Origin of the sequence: Cyclobacterium amurskyense (assembly GCF_001050135.1) — a bacterium.
Lineage (GTDB): Bacteria > Bacteroidota > Bacteroidia > Cytophagales > Cyclobacteriaceae > Cyclobacterium > Cyclobacterium amurskyense.
Genome location: NZ_CP012040.1, coordinates 1,263,267 through 1,289,000, shown reverse-complemented (window position 1 = coordinate 1,289,000; position 25,734 = coordinate 1,263,267). Strand labels below are relative to the sequence as shown.

The window sequence follows — 25,734 nt, the reverse complement described above, 5'->3', positions numbered from 1 at the left end:
AATAAATATTTAAACGAAAGGAATTAAATTCTATTTTTGTAAAAAATAAATATCTAAAACAAGCGTCCATTGAGCCTTAAACAGAAAATAAACGACTGGATAGAAACCAAGTTCCTTATAGTAATTAGAAAGGAAGAGGACTTTTCGGTCATTACCTCTTTTAATATTACGAAAATCAGGGTTGGATTATTGTTAGTGTTTGTATTTATGACCTGTTTTTTGATTTCACTGTTTTTGTCCAAAACTTTATTGGCCAGATGGTTTGATCCGGTTTATATAGAGACAGAAAACATGGTTAAGATTCATGCCCTATCTGAAACGATTGATTCCCTGATTATGGAGGTCGATGCCAAAGACCAATATGTTAAGAACATACAAAATGTTATCTCAGGACAATTTGAAAACGAGACGCCAGCCAGTTCTGATACCTCAAGTAAACCGGTGGTAAATAGAGGGGAAATTGATTTGTATAAAAGTAGTGATGCTACCCAACAGATTATTGGAGAGTTTGAATCGCTACCCCTTGAAGAAACAAGTTTTGGAAGGATAAGTAGCGGGTCGTTTACAGATAATTATTTTTTCCCTCCTGTAAAAGGAGTTGTGACGAGTAGCTTCTCTGCTGGACAAAATCATTTCGGTGTAGACGTGGTGGCGGCAGAAAATGAACCGGTAAAAGCAATAGCAGATGGAACGGTAATATTCTCTAGCTGGACTCTAGAGACCGGCTATGTAGTAGCAGTACAGCATTCGAATGAATTGATTTCGATTTACAAACATAATTCTGTAATATTGAAATCCATTGGAGACCCTATCCGTGGTGGGGAGATATTATCTATTATCGGAAATACCGGTGAGCAAACTACAGGGCAGCACTTGCACCTTGAGCTATGGTATAGAGGAAATCCACTCGATCCCCAAGAATTTATTACATTTGATTAGATATGGCAAAAAATACTGATGACAGAAAAAACACTACTGAACTGGTTACTTCCAGTAATCTAGTGGCATTAGGAACAGTAATAGTAGGAAATATTGGTTCTCAGGGAAATATCCGTGTAGAAGGTACAGTGGATGGATCTCTGGATTCTCAAAAAAAGATTATAATTGGTGAATCGGCCAAAGTAAATGGAGACGTAAGAGCTGGAGATGTAGAAATTTCTGGTCATATAAAAGGAGATATCTATTGCACAGAATCTCTTTATCTCAAAAAATCAGCTTTGATCTATGGTGATATTTACACCAAAAAGTTAATCATAGAAAATGGAGCTGAGTTTAATGGCAAATGCAACATGGGCACCAATCATCAGTTAAAAGTGGAAAGAAAGGATGGAGAAACCAAAAAGCAAGCCTCCTCAAACTGATTCACCTGTTTATGTGAAATATTTTGGGTTGGCTTTTCAGATGTGTACCATTATAGGATTAGGTAGCTATCTGGGGTATAGGTTACATTTAAGAAGTAACATGGAGTTTCCACTCTATTTATTACTTGGCTGTTTTATTTCGACAGCCATAGCCTTTTACCAACTTTTTAAGTCAATTTCTCCCAATAAGAAAAAATAAAGTCAGACTTTGCCTTTCAATTCAAGCTTAAGATAAAAAAATTAAAATGAAGGCTTTATTTAAAAATCCATTATTGGGTCTACTTTATTTTACTGTGTTTCTGGCAGTAATAGTATGGCTTATTGAACAATTTCTTCCAGGTCCTTGGTTGCATACCTTGGTTTATTCAATACTATTTTTCTTTGCTGTGCTTACCGGAGTCACAGGTTTTTTGGCTGGTAAATTAATGAAATTAGAAACATTTACTAGTGTTTCTGTCATTTTGGGCACCACTATAATTAGACTTATTTGCTGTATTGTCTTCGTTTTTTTGATTTTATGGCAGGGGCATGAAAATTTACTTTGGTTTGTTGTGGATTTCTTTATCATTTATTTGTTGTACTTATTGTTTGATATGTACGGCTTAATAACTAATTTGCGCCTTCATTCGAAATAGGGGATAAAAATTGTTTTGATGGTCCGCAAATTTATCAGGTTAAGTATCTTAATGTCAGTAATTTTACTGACATTTTCTGCAGCAGTTATGGCTGCCTCAGGTGGTGATGAAGATAAAACAAGCTTCATTATGCACCATATTAAGGATTCTCATGAATGGCATTTTGCCACCATGGGACATACTCATGTAACACTCGCTCTACCAGTGATTATCTATTCTGCTGATAGAGGTGTTGAGTTTTATTCCTCATCGTCCTTTGTAGATCCCGAAACCCATCACTTTGGTGTTGAGCACAACGGGTACTATATAGACGAGCATGACAAGCTTCAAGCAGTGGATGAAAGCAGGTCTTTCACTGATTTAAGCATTACTAAGAATGTTGCAATGCTTTTTTTGATATTGGCGGTAACGCTTTATCTTATGCTGTCAACTTCTAGGTACTATAAGAAGCATCCCAATAAAGCCCCAAGGGGAGTCGCCTCATTTGTGGAACCAATTGTTATTTTTGTAAGAGATGAGATAGCTCGTCCGAACATTGGTCCGAAATACAAAAAATTCACGCCATACCTTTTGACCTTATTCTTCTTTATTTGGATAGGGAATCTATTGGGCTTATTGCCAGGTGCGGCTAACCTTACAGGTAACATCGCTGTTACGATTACTTTGGCGATGATAACTTTCTTAATTACCAATTTTAATGGTAATAAAGATTATTGGAAACATGTAGTAGCTACTCCAGGTGTTCCATTACCACTATTGCTTATTATTGTTCCAGTTGAGATTATTGGTTTGTTTACCAAGCCTTTCGCACTTACTGTTCGACTATTTGTAGCGATCACAGCAGGTCATATTGTAATCCTAAGTTTTATAGGGTTGATATTTGTTTTCGAATCCTATGCAGTGGGCGTAGCTTCCACATTGATGGTAGTGTTCATTAATGTGATCGAATTATTAGTAGCCACTATTCAGGCTTACGTATTTACTTTATTCTCTGCCATGTACATAGGTTCAGCTGTAGCTGAGCATGGACATGAGCATTAATTATGAATTCTTTGTTCAATTAAATTAAATAAAAAACGAGTATGTTAACTTCATTATTATTGACTGCCGGTTTTGCACTTATGGGTGCTGGTATCGGTGCTGGAATTGTTGCGATAGGCGCAGGTCTGGGTATTGGTAGAATCGGTGGACAAGCCATGGAAGGTATTGCACGTCAGCCTGAGGCTGCTGGTAAAATCCAGACTGCAATGTTGATCATCGCTGCCCTTATTGAAGTAGTTTCCTTGTTTGCTGTAGTAGTTTGTCTACTTATCGCACTTAACGGAAATCTTACTTTCTAGAAACAGAAATTGGACCGGCATTAGGCCGGTCCTTTCTTAATTATTGAACAAAACTGATATTTAGCTTAAAAAAATACACGAAATGGATCTGATTACTCCTGGTTTAGGTTTGATTATTTGGCAACTGATAGGTTTTGCCATCTTATTTTTCATTTTAGCCAAATTTGCTTGGAAGCCAATTCTTTCTGCGCTTGATGAGCGTGACAGCACTATTGAGGCATCATTGAATGAGGCTGAGAAAGCAAGGCTAGAAATGCAAAATCTAGTTGCTGACAATGAGCGTTTACTTCAAGAGGCAAGAGTGGAAAGGGATGAGATTTTAAAGTCTGCAAATGAGTTTGCTTCTCAAACCATGGAAATTGCAAAAGAAGAAGCTGCCAAAGTAGGTGCTAAAATGATTGAAGAAGCCAAAGCTGTTATTGAAACTGAAAAACAAGCTGCTTTAACTGATGTTAAAATTCAGGTAGCAGAACTTTCGCTTCAGGTGGCTGAGAAACTTATGAGACAAAATCTCTCAAGTGAAGCTTCTCAAAAAGAATTAGTAGAAGAATTTGTTAAGGATATTAAATTAAACTAACCTACAGGAATGTCAGCATACAGAGTAGCTTCTCGTTACGCAAAATCACTGCTGGAACTCGCAGTAGAAAAAAATGAATTGGAACAGGTGCATTCAGACATGTCCACTGTTTTGTCCTTAAGCGGAGATTCATCTTTTTTGGATATGGTTAAAAGTCCTGTCATAAGTTCTGAAAAAAAGACAGAAATTTTAAAGTTGCTAGTGGGAGAAAAAACCACTGCATTGACGATAAAGTTTTTTGAATTAGTTGGTGAAAAAGGCAGAACAGCATTTCTTCCAGAAATGGCCACTGCTTTTATCCGACTATACAATGAACATCTTGGGATACAAACTGCAGAAGTGGTTAGTACCATTCAGCTGGATGAAGAACTTCGAAATTCCTTCAAGGATATCGTTAAGGAGGTTTCCGGCAAAAACAAAGTAACACTTGTAGAGAAGATCAATCCAAACCTTATAGGTGGTTTTGTTCTTAGAATTGGTGACAAACAACTTGATGAATCTATCAAGAGTAAGTTACAACAATTGCGTCTGGATTTTACCCAGAACCTTTACGAGAAAAAATATTAAGAAGAAATTAAGCTGTAATCAATAATACTATACAATAATGGCAGATGTAAGACCTGATGAAGTTTCGGCAATATTGAAAGAGCAACTCTCGGAAGCCAAGACTCAAGCAGAATTGGAAGAAGTGGGTACTGTACTCCAAGTTGGTGACGGTGTAGCCCGTATATACGGACTCTCTAAAGCGCAAGCAGGGGAGTTGATCGAATTTGAGAATGGTTTGAGAGCCATGGTCCTCAATTTGGAAGAAGACAATGTAGGTGCTGTGCTCTTTGGAGAAGCTAAATCCGTAAGAGAAGGCGATACCGTTAAAAGAACTAAAAGGATTGCCTCCATTAAAGTAGGTAATGGTATGCTGGGTAGGGTGGTAGACACCTTAGGTATTCCTATTGATGGTAAAGGTGCTTTGGAAGGAGATCTTTATGAAATGCCTCTTGAAAGGAAAGCTCCTGGTGTAATTTACCGTCAGCCGGTAACTGAACCATTGCAAACTGGTATCAAATCTATTGATGCTATGATTCCAATCGGTAGAGGTCAGCGTGAATTGATTATCGGTGACAGACAAACAGGTAAAACTGCTGTTGCTATCGATACAATTCTTAACCAAAAAGAATTTTATGACAAAGGGGAGCCAGTTTTCTGTATTTATGTTGCCATAGGTCAGAAAGCATCTACAGTTGCCAACGTAGTTGCAGCCCTTGAAAAAGGAGGCGCTTTGCCTTATACTGTTATCGTAAGTGCATCTGCTGCAGATCCTGCACCTATGCAATTCTTTGCTCCATTTACTGGTGCAACCATTGGAGAGTTTTTCCGTGATACAGGAAAGCCTGCCTTGGTAGTTTATGATGATCTTTCTAAACAAGCTGTAGCTTACCGTGAGGTTTCTTTGTTGTTGAGAAGACCTCCAGGACGTGAAGCCTATCCTGGTGATGTATTTTATCTTCATTCCAGATTATTGGAAAGAGCAGCAAAAATCAACTCTTCGGACGAGATTGCAAGGCAAATGAATGATTTACCACCTTCTTTAGTTCCTTTGGTAAAAGGAGGAGGATCTCTTACTGCTTTGCCTATAATTGAAACTCAAGCTGGTGACGTTTCTGCCTATATTCCTACCAATGTTATTTCCATTACTGATGGACAAATATTCTTGGAAACAAACCTTTTCAACGCAGGTATTCGCCCTGCCATTAACGTAGGTATTTCAGTATCTCGTGTTGGTGGTAATGCGCAGATCAAAGCCATGAAAAAAGTTGCAGGTACCTTGAAACTTGATCAGGCTGCCTTCCGTGAATTGGAAGCTTTCTCTAAGTTTGGATCAGATCTTGACCCTACTACTAAGCGAACAATCGAAAGAGGTAGAAGGAATCAGGAAATCTTGAAGCAAGGACAATATTCTCCAGTAAGAGTTGACCTTCAGGTAGCCATTATCTATGCTTCTTCTAAAGGTTTATTGGATAATGTACCAGTAGGAAAAGTAAGAGAATTCGAGAAGGATTTTTACAATCTTATCATCGCTCAATACCCTGAAGCACTTACTGCTATCAATAAAGGAGACCTAAATACTGCTGGTGACTTGCTGAAAAAAGCTGTAGAGGAGTTAGCTCCTAAATACAAAGCTTAATTAGCACTGGTCTTAAACAGTATACAAGTAAGAAGGATATAGAATAATTATGGCGAATCTAAAGGAAGTAAAAGAAAGGATCAATTCGGTAAGCTCTACCCAGCAAATTACCAAAGCCATGAAAATGGTAGCGGCTGCTAAATTGAGAAGGGCACAGGAAAAAATTGTGCAGATGAGACCCTATTCTCAAAAATTGACTTCCATCCTAAATAATATTTCTTCTGGAGCAGAAGGAGTGGCAGACATAGCGTATGCCCAAGAACGTAGTGTTGCGAATGTGCTGATAGTGCCAATTACATCCGATAAGGGACTATGTGGTGCTTTTAATTCCAATGTTATCAAGGCTTCTAATGTGGTTATCCAGGATCATGAAGGTAAAGCTATTACTGTCATGCCTATTGGAAAGAAGGCCATGGATTTCTTTAAAAAGCAGGAGTATCCTTTGATTTTTGAATATGCTGGATTGTTTGAAAATATCACATTCGATCCAATTAAAGCTGCCGCAGAATTTGTAATGGATGCTTTTGTTAATGGAGAATATGATCATGTGGTTTTGGTGTACAACCAATTTAAAAATGTAGCCACTCAGCTTGTTGTTAAAGAGCAATTTCTGCCAATTTCTAAAATTGAGTCAGAAGGTGATGACAATAAATCCCAACAGGATTATATTGTAGAGCCTTCTAGAGATTACATCATCGAAGAATTAGTTCCTAATTCCTTGAAGATCCAGTTTTATAAGGCCATTTTGGATAGCAACGCCTCTGAGCATGGTGCAAGGATGACTGCCATGAGTAAAGCCACTGACAATGCGGCTGATCTCTTGAAAGATTTGAAACTTGTTTACAATAGAACCAGACAAGCTGCCATTACCAACGAAATTCTTGAAATCGTTGCTGGTGCAAATGCATTGGAAGGTAAGTAATAAGTTATCACTTTAAGATAATTGAAGCCGGTTGTGTAAGCAACCGGCTTTTCTAGTTTTTAGAAGGTCTGCTTAGCTGCCAGAAATAATGGATGCTCATACTTTGCTTGTCCATCTTATTTTACACAATACCACTTCCAATTTTTTAACCCGGATTATGTAATAGGATTCGTAATAGCCTGTTCCGTGTTTACGGGAAGTGTTGCAATCGCAAGAAAATCAGACTGTTTGGAGATTTTAGCATAGCACCGCTATGGTGAAATTGAAAACAGCAACGAAGTGGCTGATTTTAAAGCGATTTCAGCACGTAATAGAATGTCTATTGCATATTTGGGTTTAAAGTATTCTTTAGGATTATGAAAATCTTCCTGTTTTTATAATTAAACGAACCCTCTGTATCCGGTTTGGTTGGTACTGATATTGAATAATTCCTTCGCTTTATAGGTAGGCTGCTGGCTATATGATACTTAGTTGATTGATGGGGATTGTTTCTTTTGGGCTTTTATTGTTATCTTAACAATGTTGAGGCCGTGTGCCTCTACGGAGAAACCTAAATGAATCATGAATTGGTTGATTGGGGAAAGGTTATAGTATATAGCTGAGTAATTTCTCTACGAGTTTGTCTATGTTAGTCATTGTTTTGCCCTGTATTGAGTATTCCCGTTCTTATGGAAATTGTAGAAATTGACCAATTTTTAAAGCAAAAAAATGATTACCCGGTACTAGATACCCGGTCTCCGAGCGAATACGCTGCGGGGCATATTCCTAGGGCCATAAACCTTCCTTTATTTGACAATGTACAAAGAGCTACAATAGGCAGCATTTACAAGGAAGAAGGTCGCGAAAAAGCCATTAAGGTTGGACTTAGGTTGGTAGGGCCAAAGTTGGAGCGTTTTATCGAGATTGCTGAATCTTTTGGTTCTAAAAAATTGCTTATCCATTGCTGGAGAGGGGGAATGCGTTCTTCAAGCCTGGCTTGGTTACTTGAACTCTATGGTTTTGAAATTCAGGTGTTGAAAGGAGGGTATAAATCCTACAGAAATTATTTGTTGTCTTTCTTTGAACAACCGCTTAAGCTTAAAATTTTATCAGGGTCTACAGGATCCATGAAAACCTTTCTTCTAGAAGAAATGCAAAGAATGGGTGCTCAAATTGTAGATCTTGAGAAATTGGCCCACCATCAAGGTTCTTCCTTTGGAAGTCATAATGAAGGAGAGCAACCTACTTCCGAACAATTTCAAAATGATATTCTTGAGAATTTTTTAAAATTCTCCCTTGAAAAGGCCATTTGGTTGGAAGATGAATCTTTTATAATTGGGAAGACTCATTTGATATCGAGTTTGTATCAATTAATGCAAAAATCTCCTCGTTACCTCATTGTATTACCAATAGACCAACGACTTGAGGTTCTAGTACAAGGGTATGGCAATCTACCCAAGGAAAAACTTATTCAATCTACTCTTAACATTGCCAAAAAGTTGGGAAAAGAAAATACGCAACGCGCTGTTGCTCATATTGAAAATGGAGAAATGAAGGAAGCGGCCAGGATAATATTGACCTATTATGATAAAGCCTATTCAAAAGGAATAAATAAAAAAGTAGCTACTATCGAAAAGGAATTTCAACTAAGTATTGATAACCTCGAACGCGTCGCTCACTCTCTTATGAAAGTTGATTAATAGAAACATGGAAAACCATACATTTAAGCTTACAAAATACAGTCATGGAGCTGGTTGTGGATGTAAAATCTCTCCGGCAGTACTAAGTGAAATCCTAAATAGTGAGAATACTGCTAAAATTAATTTTCCCAATCTACTTGTAGGTAATGAGGAGAGTGATGATGCAGCGGTTGTCAGCTTAGATGGAGAAACGGCCATTGTTAGTACCACAGATTTTTTTATGCCTATTGTTGATGACCCTTTTGATTTTGGTGCCATTGCTGCTACTAATGCTTTGAGTGACATTTATGCAATGGGAGCCACGCCTTTAATGGCTATTGCGATTCTTGGTTGGCCCATCTCTAAATTGCCGGCTGCTGTAGCTGCTAAGGTCTTGGAAGGCGGTAGGTCTGTCTGTCACAAAGCTGGTATTCCTCTCGCGGGAGGGCATAGTATAGATGCGCCAGAGCCTATTTTTGGTTTGGCAGTAACGGGCAAAATTGCCGTTAATCATGTAAAAAGAAACAGTACTGCAAAAGTTGGTGATCGCTTGTACTTGACCAAACCAATTGGAGTGGGGATGGTGACAACTGCTGAAAAGAAAGAGTTGGCCGATAAGAATGATGTGCTTCAGGCAAAAACCTCCATGTTGAAGCTCAATGACATTGGGGCAGAAGCAGCAGCCTGGACAGAAGTACATGCAATGACCGATGTAACAGGTTTCGGTTTAGGTGGGCACCTAACGGAAATGTGTAAAGGTGCTGCTGTCTCGGCGCAACTAAGATTGGATGACATCCCTTGTTTTGACTTTGTCCAAAAGTACATAGACCTGGATTGCATTCCGGGTGGTACATACAGGAATTGGGATAGTTATGGACAGGGAATCGCAGTAAGCAGCGAAAGGGATAAATTGATATTGGCCGACCCACAGACAAGTGGTGGGTTACTGATGGCTGTAGATCCTGATAAATCAGATCTGTTTGAAAGGAAAATGAAAGAAAAAGGCTGTAATTTGTCCTCTTTTGGAGAAATCATCTCAAAGCATGAGAAAATAATTTATTTAAATAATTTAGTTTGATTCGAGTTAGAGAATAAGGTTTTTGGCTTAGCCAGTTATAGTCAGTTCTTCAATTGCAGAACTGACTATAATACTTTTCTGACTTTACTTAACAATAGGTATTGCCTGTATTTCTTTAATTCCCAATCAATTTATTGATTTGGTTAAGAAGAGCAACCCTTTTTATTTCTGCCTCATTCAAGGGAAGGCCTTTTTTCATTCCAGGCCGTTTATGACCTGTATGATTGAGCAACGCATCCTTGGTAATGGATTGTTTTTCTTTGACTAGGGCCAAGACTTCCGGTCCATGATCTATTTTGCTAAAGACTAACTCTGGATTGTCTTCCATTAGGTACTCGCTTTCTCCTAATCCCTGAAGTAGGCTTCTAGCCATTATCCAATGGCCTTGATCGGCAGGGTGAACACCATCTTTTGCCAATTCAAAAGAGGGATTATGCTGACGTTGGTCATCCTGAAATTTTCGCATTGGCCAATGCAAGTCAATTACCTTCCAATTTTCAGTATATCGCTGGCTTACTAACCAAGAAGCATATATATCCAGAACATTGGCATAAGCGGCGCCTTTGTTTTCATCGTATATTGGAGGTGTACTGTGTATGATCTGAGCTCCTATTGCCAGGGCCTTTAGATGTAATTTCTTCTGCCCTTGTTTGTAGGCCTCAAAACGTTGCTCGTCAAAGGGAAGGTAAATGCCGTCATTCATCCCGTAATTGGAAAAAATTAGATCTGGTTTTATTTCATCCAATACCCTATCCAGTCTTTCATGTAAGTCAGGTCGAGGAAATTCTCCTCCTGCATGGCCCTCTTCAGAAAGTCCTGAAACAGTTTCACTAGGCAAGCCAACATTGATGAAATCCCAGTCCCTTTCTGGATGAGAAAGCCTGAGATAGGTTTCTACATAATCAACATACTGGCCGGAATAGGTGATGCTATTGCCGAGAAAAAGAACTTTTTTTGCAGTGCTGGGGATGGAATAGATTTCCGGTGCTGTAAGGTTTGGGATAAGAAGCGCCCAAAGGAAAAATCCTAGTATTGATTTAAGTAACATTGGTTAAAGTTATGTGATCAAATTTGGCCTTCAATATACTTAAATTTGTTTTAAAGGTCTTGTTGATCTGTATTCCTTTTGTTGAGCCAACTGGATAATTTAGCAAGATCTTCCTCTATAATTTCTCGTTCTTTTTGATTCTCATTAAGTTTTTTCATCATCTTTTTTATTTGGTAATCAGGCTTTACAGCCAATAACCTGTAAAAGAAACTGGCAAATATAAACCCTTCCCTTGCTTTCATTAATAGAGCCCGAAGTTTATATCCACGAGACAATTGCGTTATTTTGGCTACTTTAACCAGCCTTAATGACCTGACGAATGAGACAAAAGGCAATAGTATAATCAATAAATCGATCCAGTTTTTCTTGATATAATTGAATTTGTCATTAGCTATGGCTATCAATAGTAGAAATTCAAAAGTAAAGGCCAGCCAGATAAACCCCTGAACCAAGCCTAGTATTAGGGATAGATCTGTATTTAAGAACGTTTCTACCGCTTCATAAAACTGCCATTCTATTAACAACACGGGGATTATCAAAAGTGCAATAACAATCATAGGAATTGAAAATTGCTTTTTCAGGTGATTGAATAAGCCCTCATTGCACTTTGACCAAGCATAAAATGGTAGCCAGATTTTTTCCGGTTCAAGTAAGTGGCGTTGGCCAATGGCTATAGGAGGGAAAATTAAACAGAGTAACTTTCTAATAAATGAACTTTGGGCTATTTTGATTTTATTGGTATAGGCCAAAAAAATCACCATCAAGGCATCCAACACAAATAAGCCCCATAACAGACCGTAGATTACAGCTAAACTAGATATGAAGGAAGAGTACTGCAATTCACCTTCGTTTACTGAGAAATTATTTATAATAGCCGCTGCTATTACTAGCATGATCAAAGCGATAATGAATTTTGGCCAAACAATTATTTCCTGGTATTTGGTAAGTTTATTTACCGCCTTTATCCGAAGCCCTGTTTGTAAGGAGATGTCCCTATTCGATTGAACTTGCAATAGGAGCGGATAGTCTTTAGAAAGTTTGCCAATTGGAGAAAGGACCTGCTCTCTTTGCAAAATAGCTTCCATCTGTGCTATGATGAAGGGATTTTGACATCGGTCAATGGCTGAAATTAAGGCTGCTTTTTTATCGACAGTTTTTTGGTCCATAACAGTTGGTTAAAGAACAAAGGTAAGGGCTAAAGGCTGTACTCCAAAAACCTGGTTTACTCATTGTATTTGGAAGGAGTCAGGAATGTTTATTTTACCTTTTTAGATGCTACGTTTAATCATAGAATGGAGTGTAGATGTGGGACCAGAAAGAGTTTGATAGGAATACTGGGAGACTACAATAGGAAGAATACCAAGCTTGTGAAAGATGTTTTCCAGTTTTAGGTTTGATGAATGCAGGTAATTGGGTAAGTATTTGAAATTGTTTAAGTTATATAGGAATGATTGGATTTCTATAAATAGGGTTTTGAAAGCGAAAGAATAATATTTTAGAATTTGACTTTACATTGTTTTTGTCATAAATACTCACTAAATTTTCAACAAAGACTACAGAAATGAGCAAAGACAAAGGAGAAAAAAAAGATCCCAAAAAGAAAGCAGGGAAAACCCTGATGGAAAAAAGGGCGGATAAGAAAGCCAAAGAGTTGGACAAGAAACGCAACGGATAGCTTTAACCATGAATTTAGATAACAATGCCCGGAGATTTCTCTTGGGCATTGTTTGAATTAAACCCAGTCGCAAATGACCTACCCAAAATCCGCAAAAACTTATCGGAAAGTGGTGCTCACCTTATTCCTATTGCTAAATGTCAGTTCGGCAATTGCCCAAGCGCAAGACCTTGTAATCGCTACTTTTAATATTCGTTATGATAACCCCAATGACGCACCAAATACGTGGGAAAATCGCAAGCTACCTGTCAGTCAATTAATTCGTTTTCATTCATTTGATATTTTTGGAATTCAAGAGGGCATGCACCATCAAGTAAAAGACCTTGAAAGTCTTTTACCAAATTTTGCCTTTGTAGGCAAGGGTAGGGATGATGGTAAAGAAAAAGGAGAATATTCTGCTATATTCTATCAAAAAGAAAAATACAAAGTAGAAGAAAGCGCTACCTTTTGGTTGGCACCGGAGACTGATCATCCAAACAAGGGCTGGGATGCTGCACTGCCTAGGGTTTGTACCTGGGCCAGAATGGTTGAAATAGCTACGGGGAGAAGTTTTTATGTTTTCAATACTCATTTTGATCATCGCGGTGTTGAAGCGAGGAATCAAAGTGCGGCATTGATTCTTGATAAAATTAAAACCATTAATTCGCAAAATCTTCCGGTATTTTTAATGGGAGATTTTAATGTCGACCAAAGCACAGATGCTTACCGTTTATTAAAAAATGCTGAGGGAATGAAAGATACCTTCGACTCAGCCGATTTTGTATATGCAAACAACGGAAGCACCAACGCTTTTGACCTTACTAAAAGTCATGACAGGATCATTGACCATATATTTGTCAGTAAAGGTTTAAAGGTCAAGAAATATGGTATACTTACTGATACCTATCAGAACCGTTTTCCTTCGGATCACTTTCCAGTGATGGCAGTAATTGCCTGGTAATTTTAGGGTAGCACCGCTATGTTGAACCTGTCTGCCGACATGAAGGCTTGATAAAAGCAATGAAGTGGTTGATTTTGAAGTGATTTTAGCACGGTACAGGTTTACTTTAGCCTAATTTCGGTTTGAACCCGGGAGAGCACTTTTCCTTCGATTTATAAAGCAGTTTGCAAACAAACCCTAAGGTACAATCTAAGTTTATAACCGTTTAAGGATTAGGTATAGGTTTTAGTTTTGATTTTTAATATACTGCTTATTGTTTATGAGGAAAATACTAATCCTTCTAAAAAAGCTTGGTATGATTTAAAATTTATGAGTATAGTTTGAAGTAATCAATTGTAAACCTGATATGGATTCAACCAACAAAGACACCCGAAGAAAATTTATTAAGACTTCCGGAATGGCCACACTAGGCTTTATGGGACTTTACCAATTTATAAATCCAGGTAGCGTTATGGGGAGCACAGCAGCTCCTGCGGCATTGGGCTATGGGCCATTAAAAAAGGATCCCGCGGGGATTTTAAATCTGCCTGAAGGTTTTTCCTATAAGATTCTGACAAAGAAAGGCGACAAGATGGACGATGGTTTTTATTTGCCGGGAGCCTCAGATGGAATGGGAGCCTTCCAAGGAAAAAATGGTAGAACAATTGTTGTTCGGAACCACGAACTTAGTCCAGATTCTTTAGAGAACTCTGGTTTTGGAAAGAACAATGAATTGTTAGATAAGCTTTCTTCTAAAGATTTTTATGATTTTGGAAAAGGATTATTGCCAGGACTTGGTGGTACTTCTACCTTTGTTTATAATGAAAATACAGGAGAATTAGAGAAGCAGTATATCAGCTTGGCAGGAACTGTAAGGAATTGTGCAGGAGGCATTACTCCTTGGGGAAGTTGGTTGACTTGTGAAGAAAGTACGCTCAAAAAGGGAGGTTATGAAGGACGTTTAGAGAAAGACCATGGTTTTGTTTTTGAAGTGCCTGCCTCAGAGAAAATTCAAAGGGCAAAGCCTTTACCAATCAAAGCTATGGGTAGGTTTAACCATGAAGCTGTAGCCGTTGATCCAGCATCAGGGGTGGTTTATCTTACAGAAGATCGGGGAGATGGTATCTTCTACCGTTACATACCTAACAGCCCTGGAAAGCTTCTTAAAGGCGGGAAACTTCAGGCACTTGCCATTCTGGGTGAAAAAAGCAGAGATACCAGAAACTGGGAAGACAGTGAAGGACCTGAATTTCCATTGATGAAAAGTCATGACGTGACTTGGATAGACATTGAAAATGTAGAAAGTCCTGAAGATGACCTTCGGTTCCAAGGTTTTGATAAAGGCGCTGCAGTATTTGCTAGAGGAGAAGGTATTTGGTATGGTGATAAGGAAGTTTATTTTGCATGTACCAACGGTGGTAAAATAGGTGCGGGACAGGTTTTTCGATACACACCAAGTGTAGATGAAGGAACAGCAGCAGAAAAAAATAACCCTGGAAAGTTGACCCTATTTGTAGAATCAGTAGACAGAGAAATTTTGAAAAACTGTGATAACTTGGCTGTTGCCCCTTGGGGAGATGTGATATTGGTTGAAGACCACAAACATCCATTCCTTGTTGGTGTCAATCCAAAAGGAGAGTTGTATCATTTGGCTGAGAATGTAGGTTATGAGTCAGAGATGGCCGGAGGGGTGTTTTCACCTTCTGGAAAAACCTATTTTGTGAATATCCAGGGACCTGGAATCACATTGGCCATAACTGGACCTTGGAAAACTTAAGTTATTAATCAGATAAAATCCCCCCACCTTCCTGCGAATTGAAGATGGGGTATAATTATTAAATACAAAAAGACTTAAGGTTCGGCAAATGTGCCTTGACCTTGTGAAATTGCAAAATAGAAGGATGAACAATGATTGAGTGACTTTTGGTCTGATTGTATAAGAAATGGGTAAGGTAAAGATAATGGGCGATTGATTACTTTGGAATTATAAGGAATCAGAGCTTAAATTTTAATAAAAATAGCGCTCAAACGGTTACTTTTTCCATATTTTACAGCTCAGGTCAGAATAGTTTTGTTATTCATTAAAACATCATCTATATTTGCCACTCAAAATTAAAAATGATGGCCACTCAAAAGACCAAAAAAGGGAAAGCAGCTCCTGATACATCCAATGAGCTTCTCGAGAATCCTGAAGCAATCGCTGACCGCTTAGGCAGAGGTGAGACTTTCTTGAAGGAAAACACCAAGTTGGTTGGTGGGATAATTGGATTAGCAATATTGGTTATTGCAGGAATTGTTGGATTTCAGATACATAAAGCCAACCAGAACAAGCAGGGACAGGCTGAAATGTTTCAAGCAGTATACTATTTCGAACAGGATAGTGTAGATTTTGCTTTAAATGGAGATGGTGTAGAACCAGGATTCCTAAGTATTATCGATGAATATGGAGGTACTGATGCCGCCAATTTGGCTCATTTCTACGCAGGATCTATCTACCTATCAAAAGGTGAATTTCAATCTGCTGTTGATCATTTGAAAAAGTTTTCTTCTTCTGATTTCTTGGTACAAGCGCATGCTTATGCCTTAACAGGAGATGCATACTTGGAGTTAGGTGAGTTGGATGAAGCCATCAGTTTCTATAAAGATGCTGCTGCTTACAAATCCAATGAATTTTTCACCCCTAAATATTTGACTAAATTAGCCATAGCCTATGAAGAGGCAGGGGATTTGAAGAATGCTATAGCTACTTACGAGGAGATAGAAACGAAATATTCGGATGCCTACGAATACAGTGAGGCGCGAAAGCAAAAAGCCCGCCTTGAAGGTCTGGCTTCTAATTGATATGAATTAAATCATTGATACAAAAGAGTAAGACCTGTAAGGTTTTACTCTTTTTTTGTGAATTAATATTAAACTTATGGCTACATCATTAAAAAATCTAAGTCAGCATACCCAAGAAAATGTTACTGATATAAGTGATAAAAAATTCGCTTTGGTAGTTGCTGAATGGAATGATGAAATCACCTCTTCTCTTTACAGTGGTGCTATCGAAACGCTTTTGCGCTACGGGGCGAAAAAGGAAAATATTTACAGAAAAAACGTACCTGGATCCTTCGAGCTCACGCTAGGTGCACAATGGTTGGCAAAACTTGATGAGATCGATGCAGTGATTTGTTTAGGTTGTGTTATCCAGGGAGAAACACGTCATTTTGATTTTATCTGTGATGCTGTTGCCAATGGTATTACTCAGGTAGGTTTAAAATATGATAAACCTGTGATCTTTGGTGTGTTAACACCAGACAATCAGCAGCAAGCGCTGGATAGAGCGGGTGGGAAACATGGCAACAAAGGAGATGAAGCAGCCATCACGGCAATTAAAATGTTGGGCTTTTAAACCAATTCGAATCAACTTATTATTATAAATCTGTTATTCTAATGAAAATTATGAAATTTGGCGGTACTTCAGTAGGAAGACCGGAAAGAATGCATCAGGTTAAGGATCTGATCACATTAGATAATGAAAAGAAAATTGTGGTATTGTCTGCTTTGTCAGGGACTACCAATGCATTAGTAGGTATAGGTGATGCCTTATCTGCTGGTAAAAAAGAGGAAGCCAAGGATAAAATAGATAGTTTGCATTCGCATTATCTTGAGTTTTATCAGGATTTGCTGAGCTCAGAAGCAGGAAAAGCAAAAGCATTACAGATTATCAATGAGCATTTTGAGTTCTTGACCATTATTCTTAAAATATCCTTCAACGAAGCGATTAATAAAGATATTCTTGCTCAAGGTGAATTGTTGTCTACCAAGCTTTTTTATACTTTGCTCCAAGAGCAGGGAATTCCAGCCGTGTTTTTGCCGGCCTTGGAATTCATGTGTATTGATGAAAACAATGAGCCTAACCTTGGGAAAATAGGTGAAAAATTGGGATCCATATTGTCTGGATATCCTGAAGAAAGCATATTTATAACTCAAGGATATATTTGCAAAAATCACTTGAATGAAGTGGATAACCTTAAAAGGGGAGGAAGTGATTATACAGCGTCTTTAATCGGATCTGTTATCTCTGCTTCAGTTGTTGAAATTTGGACGGATATTGATGGGATGCATAACAATGACCCACGCATAGTTGACCAAACCAGACCTATAGCCCAATTGTCTTTTGATGAGGCGGCTGAGTTGGCTTATTTTGGTGCTAAAATATTGCATCCTGCTTCTATCTGGCCTGCCCAGTTACATAATGTTCCAGTAAAGCTCCTTAATACCATGGAGCCTAGTGCCGCAGGTACGACCATCACAGGTGCTGGAGAAGGTACCGTCGGTGTCAAAGCAATTGCAGCTAAAGATGGAATTACTGCTGTAAAAATCAAGTCTAGCCGCATGCTTTTAGCACATGGATTTTTGAGAAAGGTTTTTGAGATTTTTGAAAAATACAAAACCTCGATTGATATGATCACAACCTCCGAGGTAGCCATATCCTTGACCTTAGACGATACCAGTCATTTGAAAGAGATCACTGCTGAATTAGAGAAACTAGGAAAAGTAGAAGTTGATCATTACTTGTCTATTATCTGCATCGTTGGTAATTCCATTATGGAAGAACCAAAAGTGTTGAATAAAATTATCACAAGTTTGGAAGGTTTTCCACTTAGAATGGTCTCTTATGGTGGAAGCAAACACAATGTGTCTCTATTAATTGATGGCAAACATAAAAATCAAGCCTTGAAAAGCTTGAACAATGGATTGTTTGAATTTAATTAATAATGTCTGGACCTGATACAAATAAATCCAACTTTTTGGAAAAACTGCAAACCAAATGGAAACTGAAAAGTCTCTGGCAGGTTGTATTGGTTCTGGTTGTATTTGCTTGTACAGGTTTTACCATTCTATTTATTAAGCAACCAATTTTCGATTTTTTGGGCTTGGATACCAGTAAAGGTAGTTTCTTTAAAACGTTACTTTACCTATTGCTGGTATTGCCTTTATATCAGGTGATTCTTTTGGTATATGGTTTTATTTTTGGGCAGTTTGCTTTTTTTTGGGAAAAAGAAAAGCAATTTTTCCGTCGGATGGCAGGATTTTTCTCCCGTAATAAAAAGTAAAACTAAAATTATTGACAGGTAAAAAATAGTTATAAATGGCGAAGCAAAGAGGTTTACCTTTAGAAGAAAGTGACAAAAGAAAATTGAATAAAAAGAACTTTGAAAAGCTTTTTGGGATTTTCGAGTTTGCCATGCCCTACAAAGTTCCTTTTATCATAGGGATGGTTTTTCTGTTTTTTTCGAGTCTAATGCTCTTGACTTTCCCCTATGTTGCAGGGAAGTTAATTGACGCGGCCTCAGGAAAAGATTGGATTATTAATGATATCAATGGAATAGCTTTCGTATTGATTGGAATTCTGTTTATACAAAGTATCTTTTCCTTCTTTAGAGTTTGGTTATTTGCAAAGGTGAGTGAAAACTCTATGCGAGACATTAGAGTGGCTTTGTATGAGCGATTGGTTCGATTGCCCATGACTTTTTTTGATCAGCGAAGAACAGGTGAATTGATCAGTAGAATTACTTCTGATGTGACCATGCTTCAGGATACCTTTTCCATTACTCTTGCAGAGTTACTTCGTCAGATCATTACCTTGTTTGCAGGTATAATCTTCTTATTCTATACCACTCCGAGGCTCACGCTTTTTATGTTGATTACTATTCCTGTGCTTGTGGTGATTGCCATGATCTTCGGGAAATTTATAAGAAAACTATCAAAGAAAACCCAAGACCATCTTGCTTCTGCCAACGTTGTCGTAGAAGAGACTTTACAATCTATAGTAACAGTCAAATCTTTTACTGGAGAGGCTTATGAGATTAATCGCTATCGAAACAAACTCAATAGTGTAGTAGCGGTAGCCTTAAAAGCAGCCGGATTCAGAGGGGCATTTATTTCCTTTATTATTTTCGCGTTGTTCGGAGGAATTGTTGCCGTTATCTGGTATGGTGCTACTTTGGTTAGTGCTGGCGATATGAGTGTTGGTGATCTTGTTTCTTTTGTTTTGTACACTACTTTTATTGGCGGATCTATTGCTGGTTTAGGAGATATTTATGGTCAGGTACAAAAAGCCATAGGTTCTTCAGAACGGGTGTTGGAAATTTTGAATGAAGCGACAGAGAAGCAAACAGGTACTGCCTTCTTAGGTCGTATGAAAGGATCAATACGTTTTGACAAGGTTTCGTTCCATTACCCTACTAGACCAGAATACAGGGTGTTAAATGAATTGTCATTGCATGCCGAGCCTGGAGAGAAAATAGCACTAGCTGGTCACAGCGGTGCCGGTAAGTCTACCATAATTCAGTTGCTGCTTAAGTTTTATGAAGTAGGGAGTGGGTCAATTTTGTTGGATGACAAATCCATTACAGATTGGGATCCTCAGGGTTTAAGGAAAAATATTGGTATGGTGCCTCAGGAGGTGCTTCTATTTGGAGGGTCTATTCGAGAAAATATTCGTTATGCCAAGCCTGATGCTAGTGATGAAGAACTTTTGCAAGCTGCTAAACAGGCCAATGCCTTAGAGTTTATTGATAAATTCCCGGAAGGTCTTGATACTTTAGTAGGGGAAAGAGGAATTAAACTATCTGGTGGACAAAGACAGCGGATTGCCATTGCCAGGGCAATATTAAAGGATCCAGCAATCCTGATTCTTGATGAGGCGACTTCCTCATTAGATGCTGAAACGGAATCCTTGGTTCAGGAAGCTTTGGATAAGTTAATGAAAGGGAGAACTACCATTATTATTGCTCATAGGTTGTCTACTATCAGAAAAGTGGATAGAATCTATGTGATAAAAGATGGTCAAGTCATTGAAGAAGGAAACCATGAATCTTTGTCAAGTAAAGAAGGGGGCCATTATGCCCACCTTGTTAATCTGCAATTTGCTGATGATATTTTACGGCCTTTAGACTAATGTCTAAGCTTTGAACCTGATGAGTTAAGGCACCTACGGAAATAAAATCTACACCCGATTCGGCTACTGCTACGATAGATGTTTCGTCAATACCTCCGGAAGCTTCTGTAACAAATCGTTTATTGATTAATGCTACAGCTTCTTTCATATCGGCTGGTGACATATTGTCTAGCATAATGATGTCTACTCCACCAATTTCAAGGACTTTTTGTACCTCTTTTAAATTTCTGGTCTCGATTTCAACTTTTAGATTCAGCTTTTTTTCTTTCAGGTAGGTGTGTGTGGCGCTAATAGCTTCGGCTATTCCACCGGCAAAATCGATATGGTTGTCTTTAAGCATAACCATGTCATACAAAGCGTACCTATGGTTTTGACCTCCCCCTATTGCAACAGCCCATTTTTCCATCATTCGGAAATTTGGAGTTGTCTTTCTAGTGTCCAGTAATTTGGCTGAAGTGTGTTTTATTAGGGAGTTGAAATGGTGGGTTTTGGTAGCTATTCCACTCATTCTTTGCATGCAATTCAATACCAGTCTTTCAGTACTTAATATTGATTGTGCACTTCCTGCAACCGTGAGACCTATATCTCCATACTTCACCGTATCTCCATCATTTATTAATAAATCTACTTTAAGGTCAGGATCGTAAAAGTTGAAGATCCGTTCAGCCAATTCAAGCCCAGCAATTATGCCTTCCTCTTTTATTAATAAAGTTGCCTTTCCTTGTTGATCGGTAGGAACGGATGCCAATGTCGAATGGTCGCCTTCACCAATATCTTCATTGAAGGCTGATTTCATAAATTGGTTTAACCGCTCTTCTGTTATATAGTCTTTCATGATAAACCAAAAGTAAGAAAATAATTTTTTCCGGCAGGTATAATTATTGTTTGACGAAATCCAGGCTGTAGACCAACCAATTTCCATCTTTTAATTCTTTTCCTCTAATCAATACACTAAAGGTATTGTCTATGGAGGTATATGTGCCTAGGAGATAACTGTTTTCATTGTCAATTTTTCGTTCCTTCTTAAGTTCAAAGCTGCTTACAGGGTTTTCTTTAAAGAAATTTGCCAAGACAATTTCTGCCTGACTTTTAGAAAAATCTCTTCTTTCGTTATCGAAACGGATCTCTACCATCTCTCCTAGGTAGGATGAAATTGCCTTACTTGAGCCTTGTTGTAATGCGAAAATAATGGGGTATTCTTTGTCCTGACCTTTTCCCATTAAGGAATGCGTTAACAAAAAAGTGGCAACCAAAAGAAATTTAGTAATTAAGCGAAACATTTTTACTCTCTATCAAATTCCAGACCAATATATTAAAAAAAATAATTTTTATTAAATGAAATTATATGAGTTTCCTGTTTGGCAATTGGTAGAGTAGAATATTTTCCAATTTGCTGACCTCTATCTTTTATTGTCTTATATTTGCGTGGTAATGAATAATGAATTGGGATGTTTTTCCCGCGAAAGTTTTAGGGATTAAAACAGCATTTTCCTGAAAATTTTTAATTGATAGAAACCAATAGAAAAAGACATGAATAAAAAAGTTTTATTGATGATACTAGACGGATGGGGAATTGCCCCAAATCCTGAAGTTTCTGCTATTGATAAAGCCAAAACGCCTTTTATCGACAGTTTATTTGAGAAATATCCACACTCTAAATTAGAAGCCTCAGGTTTGGCAGTTGGTCTACCTGAAGGACAAATGGGTAATTCTGAAGTAGGTCATATGAATATAGGGGCCGGTAGGGTTGTTTATCAGGATTTGGTTAAAATTAATAAGGCGGTAAAAGAGGGAGATCTTAATGACCACCCTGTGTTGAAGAAAGCTTTTTCTAATGCCAAATTAAATGGTAAGAAAGTGCATTTCCTTGGCTTGGTTTCTGATGGTGGTGTACACGCGCATATTTATCACCTGAAAGGTCTTTGTGATGCAGCAAAAGCCAATGGGTTGGATGATAATGTTTTTATTCACGCTTTTACAGATGGAAGAGATACTGATCCTAAAGGAGGGCTAAGATTTTTAGAAGACCTTAAGAGTCATTGTGAAGGCTCAACTGGTAAAGTAGCTTCAATAGTAGGTAGATACTACGCAATGGATAGAGACAATCGCTGGGAGAGAGTTAAGCTAGCTTATGATGCGATGGTCAATGGAGAAGGTGAAAAGTCAAAAGACATGCTTTCGTCCATTAGAAAATCTTATACCAATGGGGTTACCGACGAATTCATTCGCCCTATAATTCAGGTGGACGAAAAAGGGAAACCATTGGCAACCATAGAAGAAGGAGATACAGTAATCTGTTTTAACTTTAGAACGGATAGGGGAAGAGAAATTACAGAAGTGTTGACTCAGAAAGATTTTCCTGATTACAACATGAAAAAACTTGACCTTGACTACGTTACTTTTAGTAGGTATGATGAAAAGTACAAGGACATTGCTGTAGTATTTGAAAAAGACAATCTTAAAAACACTTTAGGTGAAGTGTTGGAGCATAATCATAAGAAGCAGATCAGAATCGCTGAAACTGAAAAATATCCACACGTGACATTTTTCTTTTCTGGAGGAAGAGAAAAGATTTTTGAAGGAGAGAATAGGATATTGTGCAATAGCCCTAAAGTGGCCACCTATGACTTGCAACCTGAAATGTCTGCTTTTGAGATTGCAAAAAAAATCAACCAAGAACTTCCCAAAAAGGAGGCTGATTTTATTTGCTTAAATTTCGCTAATGCAGACATGGTAGGACATACTGGGGTTTTTGATGCTGCAGTAAAAGCTTGTGAAGCAGTAGATGAATGTGCTTCTTCCGTAATCGAAACAGCCTTGGATAATGATTATACAATTATCGTAATTGCAGACCACGGCAATAGTGATGTAATGATGAATCCTGACGGTTCACCTAATACGGCCCATACGACGAATCTGGTGCCGTGCATCATGGTGGACAAGCATGATAGACTTGAAGTCAACGATGGGAAATTAGGAGATCTTGCACCAACTATATTAAAACTAATTGGTATAGAAAGCCCCGTTGAAATGACGGGAAACGTTCTTTTAAAAGCATAGAATAGATGGGCAGGTGCCATAATTTTATTTACCTGCTAATGTTGGTGGGGATTCTGACTTCTTGTAAAAAGGAAGAAAAAGGACCATTTGCAAACCCAACTCAGATTGATAAATATTTTCCGCTAACTCAATTCTTGCAAAAAAGTATTGATAAGGTAGGAGATGCTGAAGTGGTGAAGGAAGTTCGTTTCAATGAGGAATCTGAAATTGTTGATTTCAGGATGGATAGTTTGGTTTGGAGACAGGAGCTTGACTTTTTCTTTCAGGCAGACATAAACAAAGCCTCACTGGCCTCTTCCTATGAAAGCATTGAAGAGTCTGGTCTTTTAATACATAGGCTAAAACCTGCTGAAAAAGGGACGATTAAAGAGATAAAGGTCAGTAAACAATCCGGAAAGATTGCATCCATCACGATTCTTTCTGTGATTGACAATCTGTTTTACAATTCAACTGTGGAAGGCCTGATTAAAATGAATGACAATGAAGAAATAAGTTCTTATCGACTATCAGGAAACCAGAAAGTTTGGTTTTTGTCAAACACCAAGCTTTCTGTTGAGGGTAAAGTGAAATAATAATTACATTTATTAAAACGCATAAAAAAGCCAGTTAAGATTTCTTAACTGGCTTTTTCTATTTGATGAATTGTATTGATACCGTGATTGTGAGTGGATTAGTTTAGGGGTTAGATCCTAGACCTAAGATCTACTGTAGGTTTTGAATCCAATGATTTCATGGCCTGTTCCATGATCCCAAAGTGGAGTGCTGAATTTTCTCAATAGCCCAGTTTTTGGTATTCCATTTTTAATTAGACAAAGGCAAAGAATACCAACCATGTAATAAACAGTATTGGAAGTAAAATTGGAATGGAAAACCTTAAAATGTATCCAAAGAAGGAAGGCATTTTAATTCCACTTTGCTCTGCTATAGATTTCACCATAAAATTAGGTCCATTACCTACATAGGTCATGGCTCCAAAAAACACAGATGCTATGGAAATGGCCATTAGTTCAAAGGCAGAATCAAAGTAATTGTCCATTGCAAAATCCTTCACATGTTGAATGGTATTGATGTCAGCTCCTTGAGAGGCCATGGCTGCAGCCAGAAAGTTGAGGTAGGTTGGTGCATTGTCTAAGAATCCAGAAAGAATTCCCGTGCCCCAATACAAGGTATTGTGAGTGATCATTGCAGCACCTTCCGCTGACTTGGCAAATCCACCTACCAATTCGAGGGCAGGCATCATGGTTCCAAAAATACCAATAAAGATAAAGGCAACTTCCCGGATAGGCTCGAAATTAAACTCATTTCCAGCTAGGGCTTTTTTATCGGCAAATTTAAAAGAGAAATAGGCCACGGAGAGCATGATTGCCTCTCTTATAAAACTGAATTTCTGTCCATCGTAATGAATCGCAGGAACCCAATCAAGTACATTCGGGTCGAGAAATACAGAAATAATGATTACCAAAAGCCAAAAGAAATTTTTCGTTCCTTTTAATGATATTTTATTGCTGTATTGGGTTTGTTCATTAAGTACAACACCTTCACCTTTTGTACCATATTTTCGATCAACAAAATAAAACAGGATGGACAAAATGGTCAAAGCCATAATCCAAGCTGGCCAATTGTGTTCCAATGTCCAGAAGAAGGGTACACCTTTAAGGAAACCAAGAAACAATGGTGGATCTCCTATAGGTGTTAAAGAACCTCCAATATTACTTACCATAAATATGAAGAATATGATATGGTAAGCTTGGATGTTGTTTTTATTCAGTCGAATAAAAGGACGAATCAATAACATAGAAGCACCTGTAGTACCTATTAGATTGGAGATCAATGCACCTATTATCAAAAGCAATACATTTGCCATAGGTGTTGACTTCTTATCCACTTCTATTAATATCCCTCCTGAGGCAATGAACAAGGAAGCCAATAAAGAAATAAATTGGATGTACTCGGCCAGTGCATGGACAGGATTATGGACATTGCCTAGTACGAAAAGGTAGTACAGGACAACCATGGTAGCTAGACCAACAGCAATTTTTGGGTAATTGTGGTGCCAAAAATTCTCGTAAAACAATGGCCCGGTAGCAATCATAAGCAGTAATGCTACAAAAGGAATAACCAGCCATCCCGGTGGATGATGATGTTCGGGCTCATGATCCACGGAGGAATCAACTTGCACGACTGGTTCTTGAGTATTAGTATTTATTTCATGATTATCCGCCTGAGCGATATATTGAGTAGTAGTTAAGTTTTCGGCTTGTAAGTGTTGGGGAACACTTACGCTTATTAATCCAATGAATAGGAGCCATGAAGCTAAATATTTCTTCATT

General features: G+C 38.1%; 25 protein-coding genes and 1 pseudogene. 21 read left to right on the top strand and 5 right to left on the bottom strand.

Features of this window, described 5'->3' with window-relative positions:
- Positions 1-69: 69 nt before the first annotated feature.
- From CA2015_RS05165 to selD, 11 genes are all read left to right on the top strand, one after another.
- Entirely contained in the window at positions 70-939 is an 870-nt protein-coding gene (locus CA2015_RS05165; protein ID WP_048640939.1) for a M23 family metallopeptidase, read from the top strand.
- Between the two features lie 2 nt (positions 940-941).
- The gene (locus tag CA2015_RS05160; RefSeq protein WP_048640938.1) at positions 942-1,361 is read left to right on the top strand and encodes a bactofilin family protein; all 420 of its coding nucleotides are present in this window, start codon (positions 942-944) and stop codon (positions 1,359-1,361) included.
- Positions 1,327-1,560 (top strand): AtpZ/AtpI family protein, encoded by a 234-nt coding sequence (locus CA2015_RS24530; protein WP_084011648.1) that lies wholly within the window; start codon positions 1,327-1,329, stop codon positions 1,558-1,560. The genes CA2015_RS05160 and CA2015_RS24530 overlap by 35 nt, the downstream gene beginning before the upstream one ends.
- A gap of 454 nt (positions 1,561-2,014) precedes the next feature.
- Positions 2,015-3,037 (top strand): F0F1 ATP synthase subunit A, encoded by a 1,023-nt coding sequence (gene atpB / locus CA2015_RS05150; RefSeq protein ID WP_048640936.1) that lies wholly within the window; start codon positions 2,015-2,017, stop codon positions 3,035-3,037.
- A gap of 41 nt (positions 3,038-3,078) precedes the next feature.
- Positions 3,079-3,336: an ATP synthase F0 subunit C gene (gene atpE, locus CA2015_RS05145; RefSeq protein WP_010854327.1), complete on the top strand. Its 258-nt coding sequence runs from the start codon at positions 3,079-3,081 to the stop codon at positions 3,334-3,336.
- Positions 3,337-3,418: 82 nt separating this feature from the next.
- Complete coding sequence (locus tag CA2015_RS05140; protein ID WP_048640935.1) at positions 3,419-3,913, top strand: F0F1 ATP synthase subunit B; 495 nt, start codon at positions 3,419-3,421, stop codon at positions 3,911-3,913.
- A gap of 9 nt (positions 3,914-3,922) precedes the next feature.
- Positions 3,923-4,480: an ATP synthase F1 subunit delta gene (atpH, locus tag CA2015_RS05135; RefSeq protein ID WP_048640934.1), complete on the top strand. Its 558-nt coding sequence runs from the start codon at positions 3,923-3,925 to the stop codon at positions 4,478-4,480.
- Positions 4,481-4,517: 37 nt separating this feature from the next.
- Positions 4,518-6,095 carry a F0F1 ATP synthase subunit alpha gene (atpA, locus tag CA2015_RS05130; protein ID WP_048640933.1) on the top strand — a complete coding sequence of 526 codons (1,578 nt, stop codon included), beginning with the start codon at positions 4,518-4,520 and terminating at the stop codon, positions 6,093-6,095.
- A 49-nt stretch (positions 6,096-6,144) separates the two neighbouring features.
- Complete coding sequence (atpG, locus tag CA2015_RS05125) at positions 6,145-7,017, top strand: ATP synthase F1 subunit gamma (protein WP_048640932.1); 873 nt, start codon at positions 6,145-6,147, stop codon at positions 7,015-7,017.
- Between the two features lie 668 nt (positions 7,018-7,685).
- Positions 7,686-8,696 (top strand): tRNA 2-selenouridine(34) synthase MnmH, encoded by a 1,011-nt coding sequence (gene mnmH, locus CA2015_RS05120; protein WP_048640931.1) that lies wholly within the window; start codon positions 7,686-7,688, stop codon positions 8,694-8,696.
- 7 nt (positions 8,697-8,703) lie between these two features.
- Positions 8,704-9,753, top strand: a complete 1,050-nt coding sequence (selD, locus tag CA2015_RS05115) for a selenide, water dikinase SelD (RefSeq protein ID WP_048644362.1) — start codon at positions 8,704-8,706, stop codon at positions 9,751-9,753.
- A gap of 115 nt (positions 9,754-9,868) precedes the next feature.
- On the opposite strand, the gene CA2015_RS05110 is transcribed toward selD, so the two are convergent.
- Positions 9,869-10,801 carry an SGNH/GDSL hydrolase family protein gene (locus CA2015_RS05110; protein ID WP_048640930.1) on the bottom strand — a complete coding sequence of 311 codons (933 nt, stop codon included), beginning with the start codon at positions 10,799-10,801 and terminating at the stop codon, positions 9,869-9,871.
- 50 nt (positions 10,802-10,851) lie between these two features.
- Positions 10,852-11,967, bottom strand: a complete 1,116-nt coding sequence (locus CA2015_RS05105) for a hypothetical protein (RefSeq protein WP_048640929.1) — start codon at positions 11,965-11,967, stop codon at positions 10,852-10,854.
- 582 nt (positions 11,968-12,549) lie between these two features.
- Between CA2015_RS05105 and CA2015_RS05100 the strand changes: the two genes are divergently transcribed.
- From CA2015_RS05100 to CA2015_RS05070, 8 genes and pseudogenes are all read left to right on the top strand, one after another.
- Positions 12,550-13,416 (top strand): endonuclease/exonuclease/phosphatase family protein, encoded by an 867-nt coding sequence (locus CA2015_RS05100; protein ID WP_048640928.1) that lies wholly within the window; start codon positions 12,550-12,552, stop codon positions 13,414-13,416.
- A 346-nt stretch (positions 13,417-13,762) separates the two neighbouring features.
- Positions 13,763-15,172, top strand: coding sequence for an alkaline phosphatase PhoX (locus CA2015_RS05095; protein WP_048640927.1), 1,410 nt, complete (start codon positions 13,763-13,765; stop codon positions 15,170-15,172).
- Between the two features lie 344 nt (positions 15,173-15,516).
- Positions 15,517-16,236: a tetratricopeptide repeat protein gene (locus CA2015_RS05090; protein ID WP_048644361.1), complete on the top strand. Its 720-nt coding sequence runs from the start codon at positions 15,517-15,519 to the stop codon at positions 16,234-16,236.
- A 76-nt stretch (positions 16,237-16,312) separates the two neighbouring features.
- Positions 16,313-16,789, top strand: coding sequence for a 6,7-dimethyl-8-ribityllumazine synthase (ribH, locus tag CA2015_RS05085; protein ID WP_048640926.1), 477 nt, complete (start codon positions 16,313-16,315; stop codon positions 16,787-16,789).
- Positions 16,790-16,830: 41 nt separating this feature from the next.
- Positions 16,831-18,156 carry an aspartate kinase gene (locus tag CA2015_RS05080; protein ID WP_048640925.1) on the top strand — a complete coding sequence of 442 codons (1,326 nt, stop codon included), beginning with the start codon at positions 16,831-16,833 and terminating at the stop codon, positions 18,154-18,156.
- Positions 18,157-18,158: 2 nt separating this feature from the next.
- Positions 18,159-18,464 (top strand): annotated as a pseudogene (locus tag CA2015_RS25105) (DUF6787 family protein); the annotation flags it as partial.
- A complete protein-coding gene (locus tag CA2015_RS25400) occupies positions 18,415-18,519 on the top strand; it encodes a hypothetical protein (RefSeq protein WP_394332060.1) in 105 nt (34 codons plus the stop codon). The pseudogene CA2015_RS25105 and the gene CA2015_RS25400, both read left to right, overlap by 50 nt.
- 13 nt (positions 18,520-18,532) lie before the next feature.
- Positions 18,533-20,344, top strand: coding sequence for an ABC transporter ATP-binding protein (locus tag CA2015_RS05070; RefSeq protein WP_048640923.1), 1,812 nt, complete (start codon positions 18,533-18,535; stop codon positions 20,342-20,344).
- Here the strand turns inward: CA2015_RS05070 and nadC are convergent.
- Positions 20,301-21,179 carry a carboxylating nicotinate-nucleotide diphosphorylase gene (nadC, locus tag CA2015_RS05065; RefSeq protein ID WP_048640922.1) on the bottom strand — a complete coding sequence of 293 codons (879 nt, stop codon included), beginning with the start codon at positions 21,177-21,179 and terminating at the stop codon, positions 20,301-20,303. The two genes, CA2015_RS05070 and nadC, sit on opposite strands and share 44 nt — an antisense overlap.
- Positions 21,180-21,222: 43 nt before the next feature.
- A complete protein-coding gene (locus CA2015_RS05060) occupies positions 21,223-21,564 on the bottom strand; it encodes a DUF4783 domain-containing protein (RefSeq protein WP_169786462.1) in 342 nt (113 codons plus the stop codon).
- A gap of 310 nt (positions 21,565-21,874) precedes the next feature.
- On the opposite strand from CA2015_RS05060, the gene gpmI reads away from it, so the two are divergent.
- Together gpmI and CA2015_RS05050 are read left to right on the top strand one after the other, a co-directional pair.
- Entirely contained in the window at positions 21,875-23,404 is a 1,530-nt protein-coding gene (gene gpmI, locus CA2015_RS05055; RefSeq protein ID WP_048640920.1) for a 2,3-bisphosphoglycerate-independent phosphoglycerate mutase, read from the top strand.
- A gap of 134 nt (positions 23,405-23,538) precedes the next feature.
- Positions 23,539-23,976, top strand: coding sequence for a hypothetical protein (locus CA2015_RS05050; RefSeq protein ID WP_169786461.1), 438 nt, complete (start codon positions 23,539-23,541; stop codon positions 23,974-23,976).
- 233 nt (positions 23,977-24,209) lie between these two features.
- On the opposite strand, the gene CA2015_RS05045 is transcribed toward CA2015_RS05050, so the two are convergent.
- A complete protein-coding gene (locus CA2015_RS05045) occupies positions 24,210-25,733 on the bottom strand; it encodes a sodium:proton antiporter (protein WP_048640918.1) in 1,524 nt (507 codons plus the stop codon).
- Position 25,734 lies beyond the last annotated feature (1 nt).

Bases quoted from the DNA above. Each gene is read 5' to 3' on its own strand.
- CA2015_RS05100 (WP_048640928.1), top strand. From the start codon at position 12,550: ATGACCTACCCAAAATCCGCAAAAACTTATCGGAAAGTGGTGCTCACC.
- CA2015_RS05160 (WP_048640938.1), top strand. From the start codon at position 942: ATGGCAAAAAATACTGATGACAGAAAAAACACTACTGAACTGGTTACT.
- mnmH (WP_048640931.1), top strand. From the start codon at position 7,686: ATGGAAATTGTAGAAATTGACCAATTTTTAAAGCAAAAAAATGATTAC.
- CA2015_RS05140 (WP_048640935.1), top strand. From the start codon at position 3,419: ATGGATCTGATTACTCCTGGTTTAGGTTTGATTATTTGGCAACTGATA.
- CA2015_RS05060 (WP_169786462.1), bottom strand. From the start codon at position 21,564: ATGGGAAAAGGTCAGGACAAAGAATACCCCATTATTTTCGCATTACAA.
- nadC (WP_048640922.1), bottom strand. From the start codon at position 21,179: ATGAAAGACTATATAACAGAAGAGCGGTTAAACCAATTTATGAAATCA.
- ribH (WP_048640926.1), top strand. From the start codon at position 16,313: ATGGCTACATCATTAAAAAATCTAAGTCAGCATACCCAAGAAAATGTT.
- CA2015_RS05095 (WP_048640927.1), top strand. From the start codon at position 13,763: ATGGATTCAACCAACAAAGACACCCGAAGAAAATTTATTAAGACTTCC.
- gpmI (WP_048640920.1), top strand. From the start codon at position 21,875: ATGAATAAAAAAGTTTTATTGATGATACTAGACGGATGGGGAATTGCC.
- atpA (WP_048640933.1), top strand. From the start codon at position 4,518: ATGGCAGATGTAAGACCTGATGAAGTTTCGGCAATATTGAAAGAGCAA.
- atpB (WP_048640936.1), top strand. From the start codon at position 2,015: ATGGTCCGCAAATTTATCAGGTTAAGTATCTTAATGTCAGTAATTTTA.
- atpG (WP_048640932.1), top strand. From the start codon at position 6,145: ATGGCGAATCTAAAGGAAGTAAAAGAAAGGATCAATTCGGTAAGCTCT.
- CA2015_RS05070 (WP_048640923.1), top strand. From the start codon at position 18,533: ATGGCGAAGCAAAGAGGTTTACCTTTAGAAGAAAGTGACAAAAGAAAA.
- atpH (WP_048640934.1), top strand. From the start codon at position 3,923: ATGTCAGCATACAGAGTAGCTTCTCGTTACGCAAAATCACTGCTGGAA.
- atpE (WP_010854327.1), top strand. From the start codon at position 3,079: ATGTTAACTTCATTATTATTGACTGCCGGTTTTGCACTTATGGGTGCT.
- CA2015_RS05045 (WP_048640918.1), bottom strand. From the start codon at position 25,733: ATGAAGAAATATTTAGCTTCATGGCTCCTATTCATTGGATTAATAAGC.
- CA2015_RS05105 (WP_048640929.1), bottom strand. From the start codon at position 11,967: ATGGACCAAAAAACTGTCGATAAAAAAGCAGCCTTAATTTCAGCCATT.
- selD (WP_048644362.1), top strand. From the start codon at position 8,704: ATGGAAAACCATACATTTAAGCTTACAAAATACAGTCATGGAGCTGGT.
- CA2015_RS05110 (WP_048640930.1), bottom strand. From the start codon at position 10,801: ATGTTACTTAAATCAATACTAGGATTTTTCCTTTGGGCGCTTCTTATC.
- CA2015_RS05090 (WP_048644361.1), top strand. From the start codon at position 15,517: ATGGCCACTCAAAAGACCAAAAAAGGGAAAGCAGCTCCTGATACATCC.
- CA2015_RS05080 (WP_048640925.1), top strand. From the start codon at position 16,831: ATGAAAATTATGAAATTTGGCGGTACTTCAGTAGGAAGACCGGAAAGA.
- CA2015_RS24530 (WP_084011648.1), top strand. From the start codon at position 1,327: ATGGAGAAACCAAAAAGCAAGCCTCCTCAAACTGATTCACCTGTTTAT.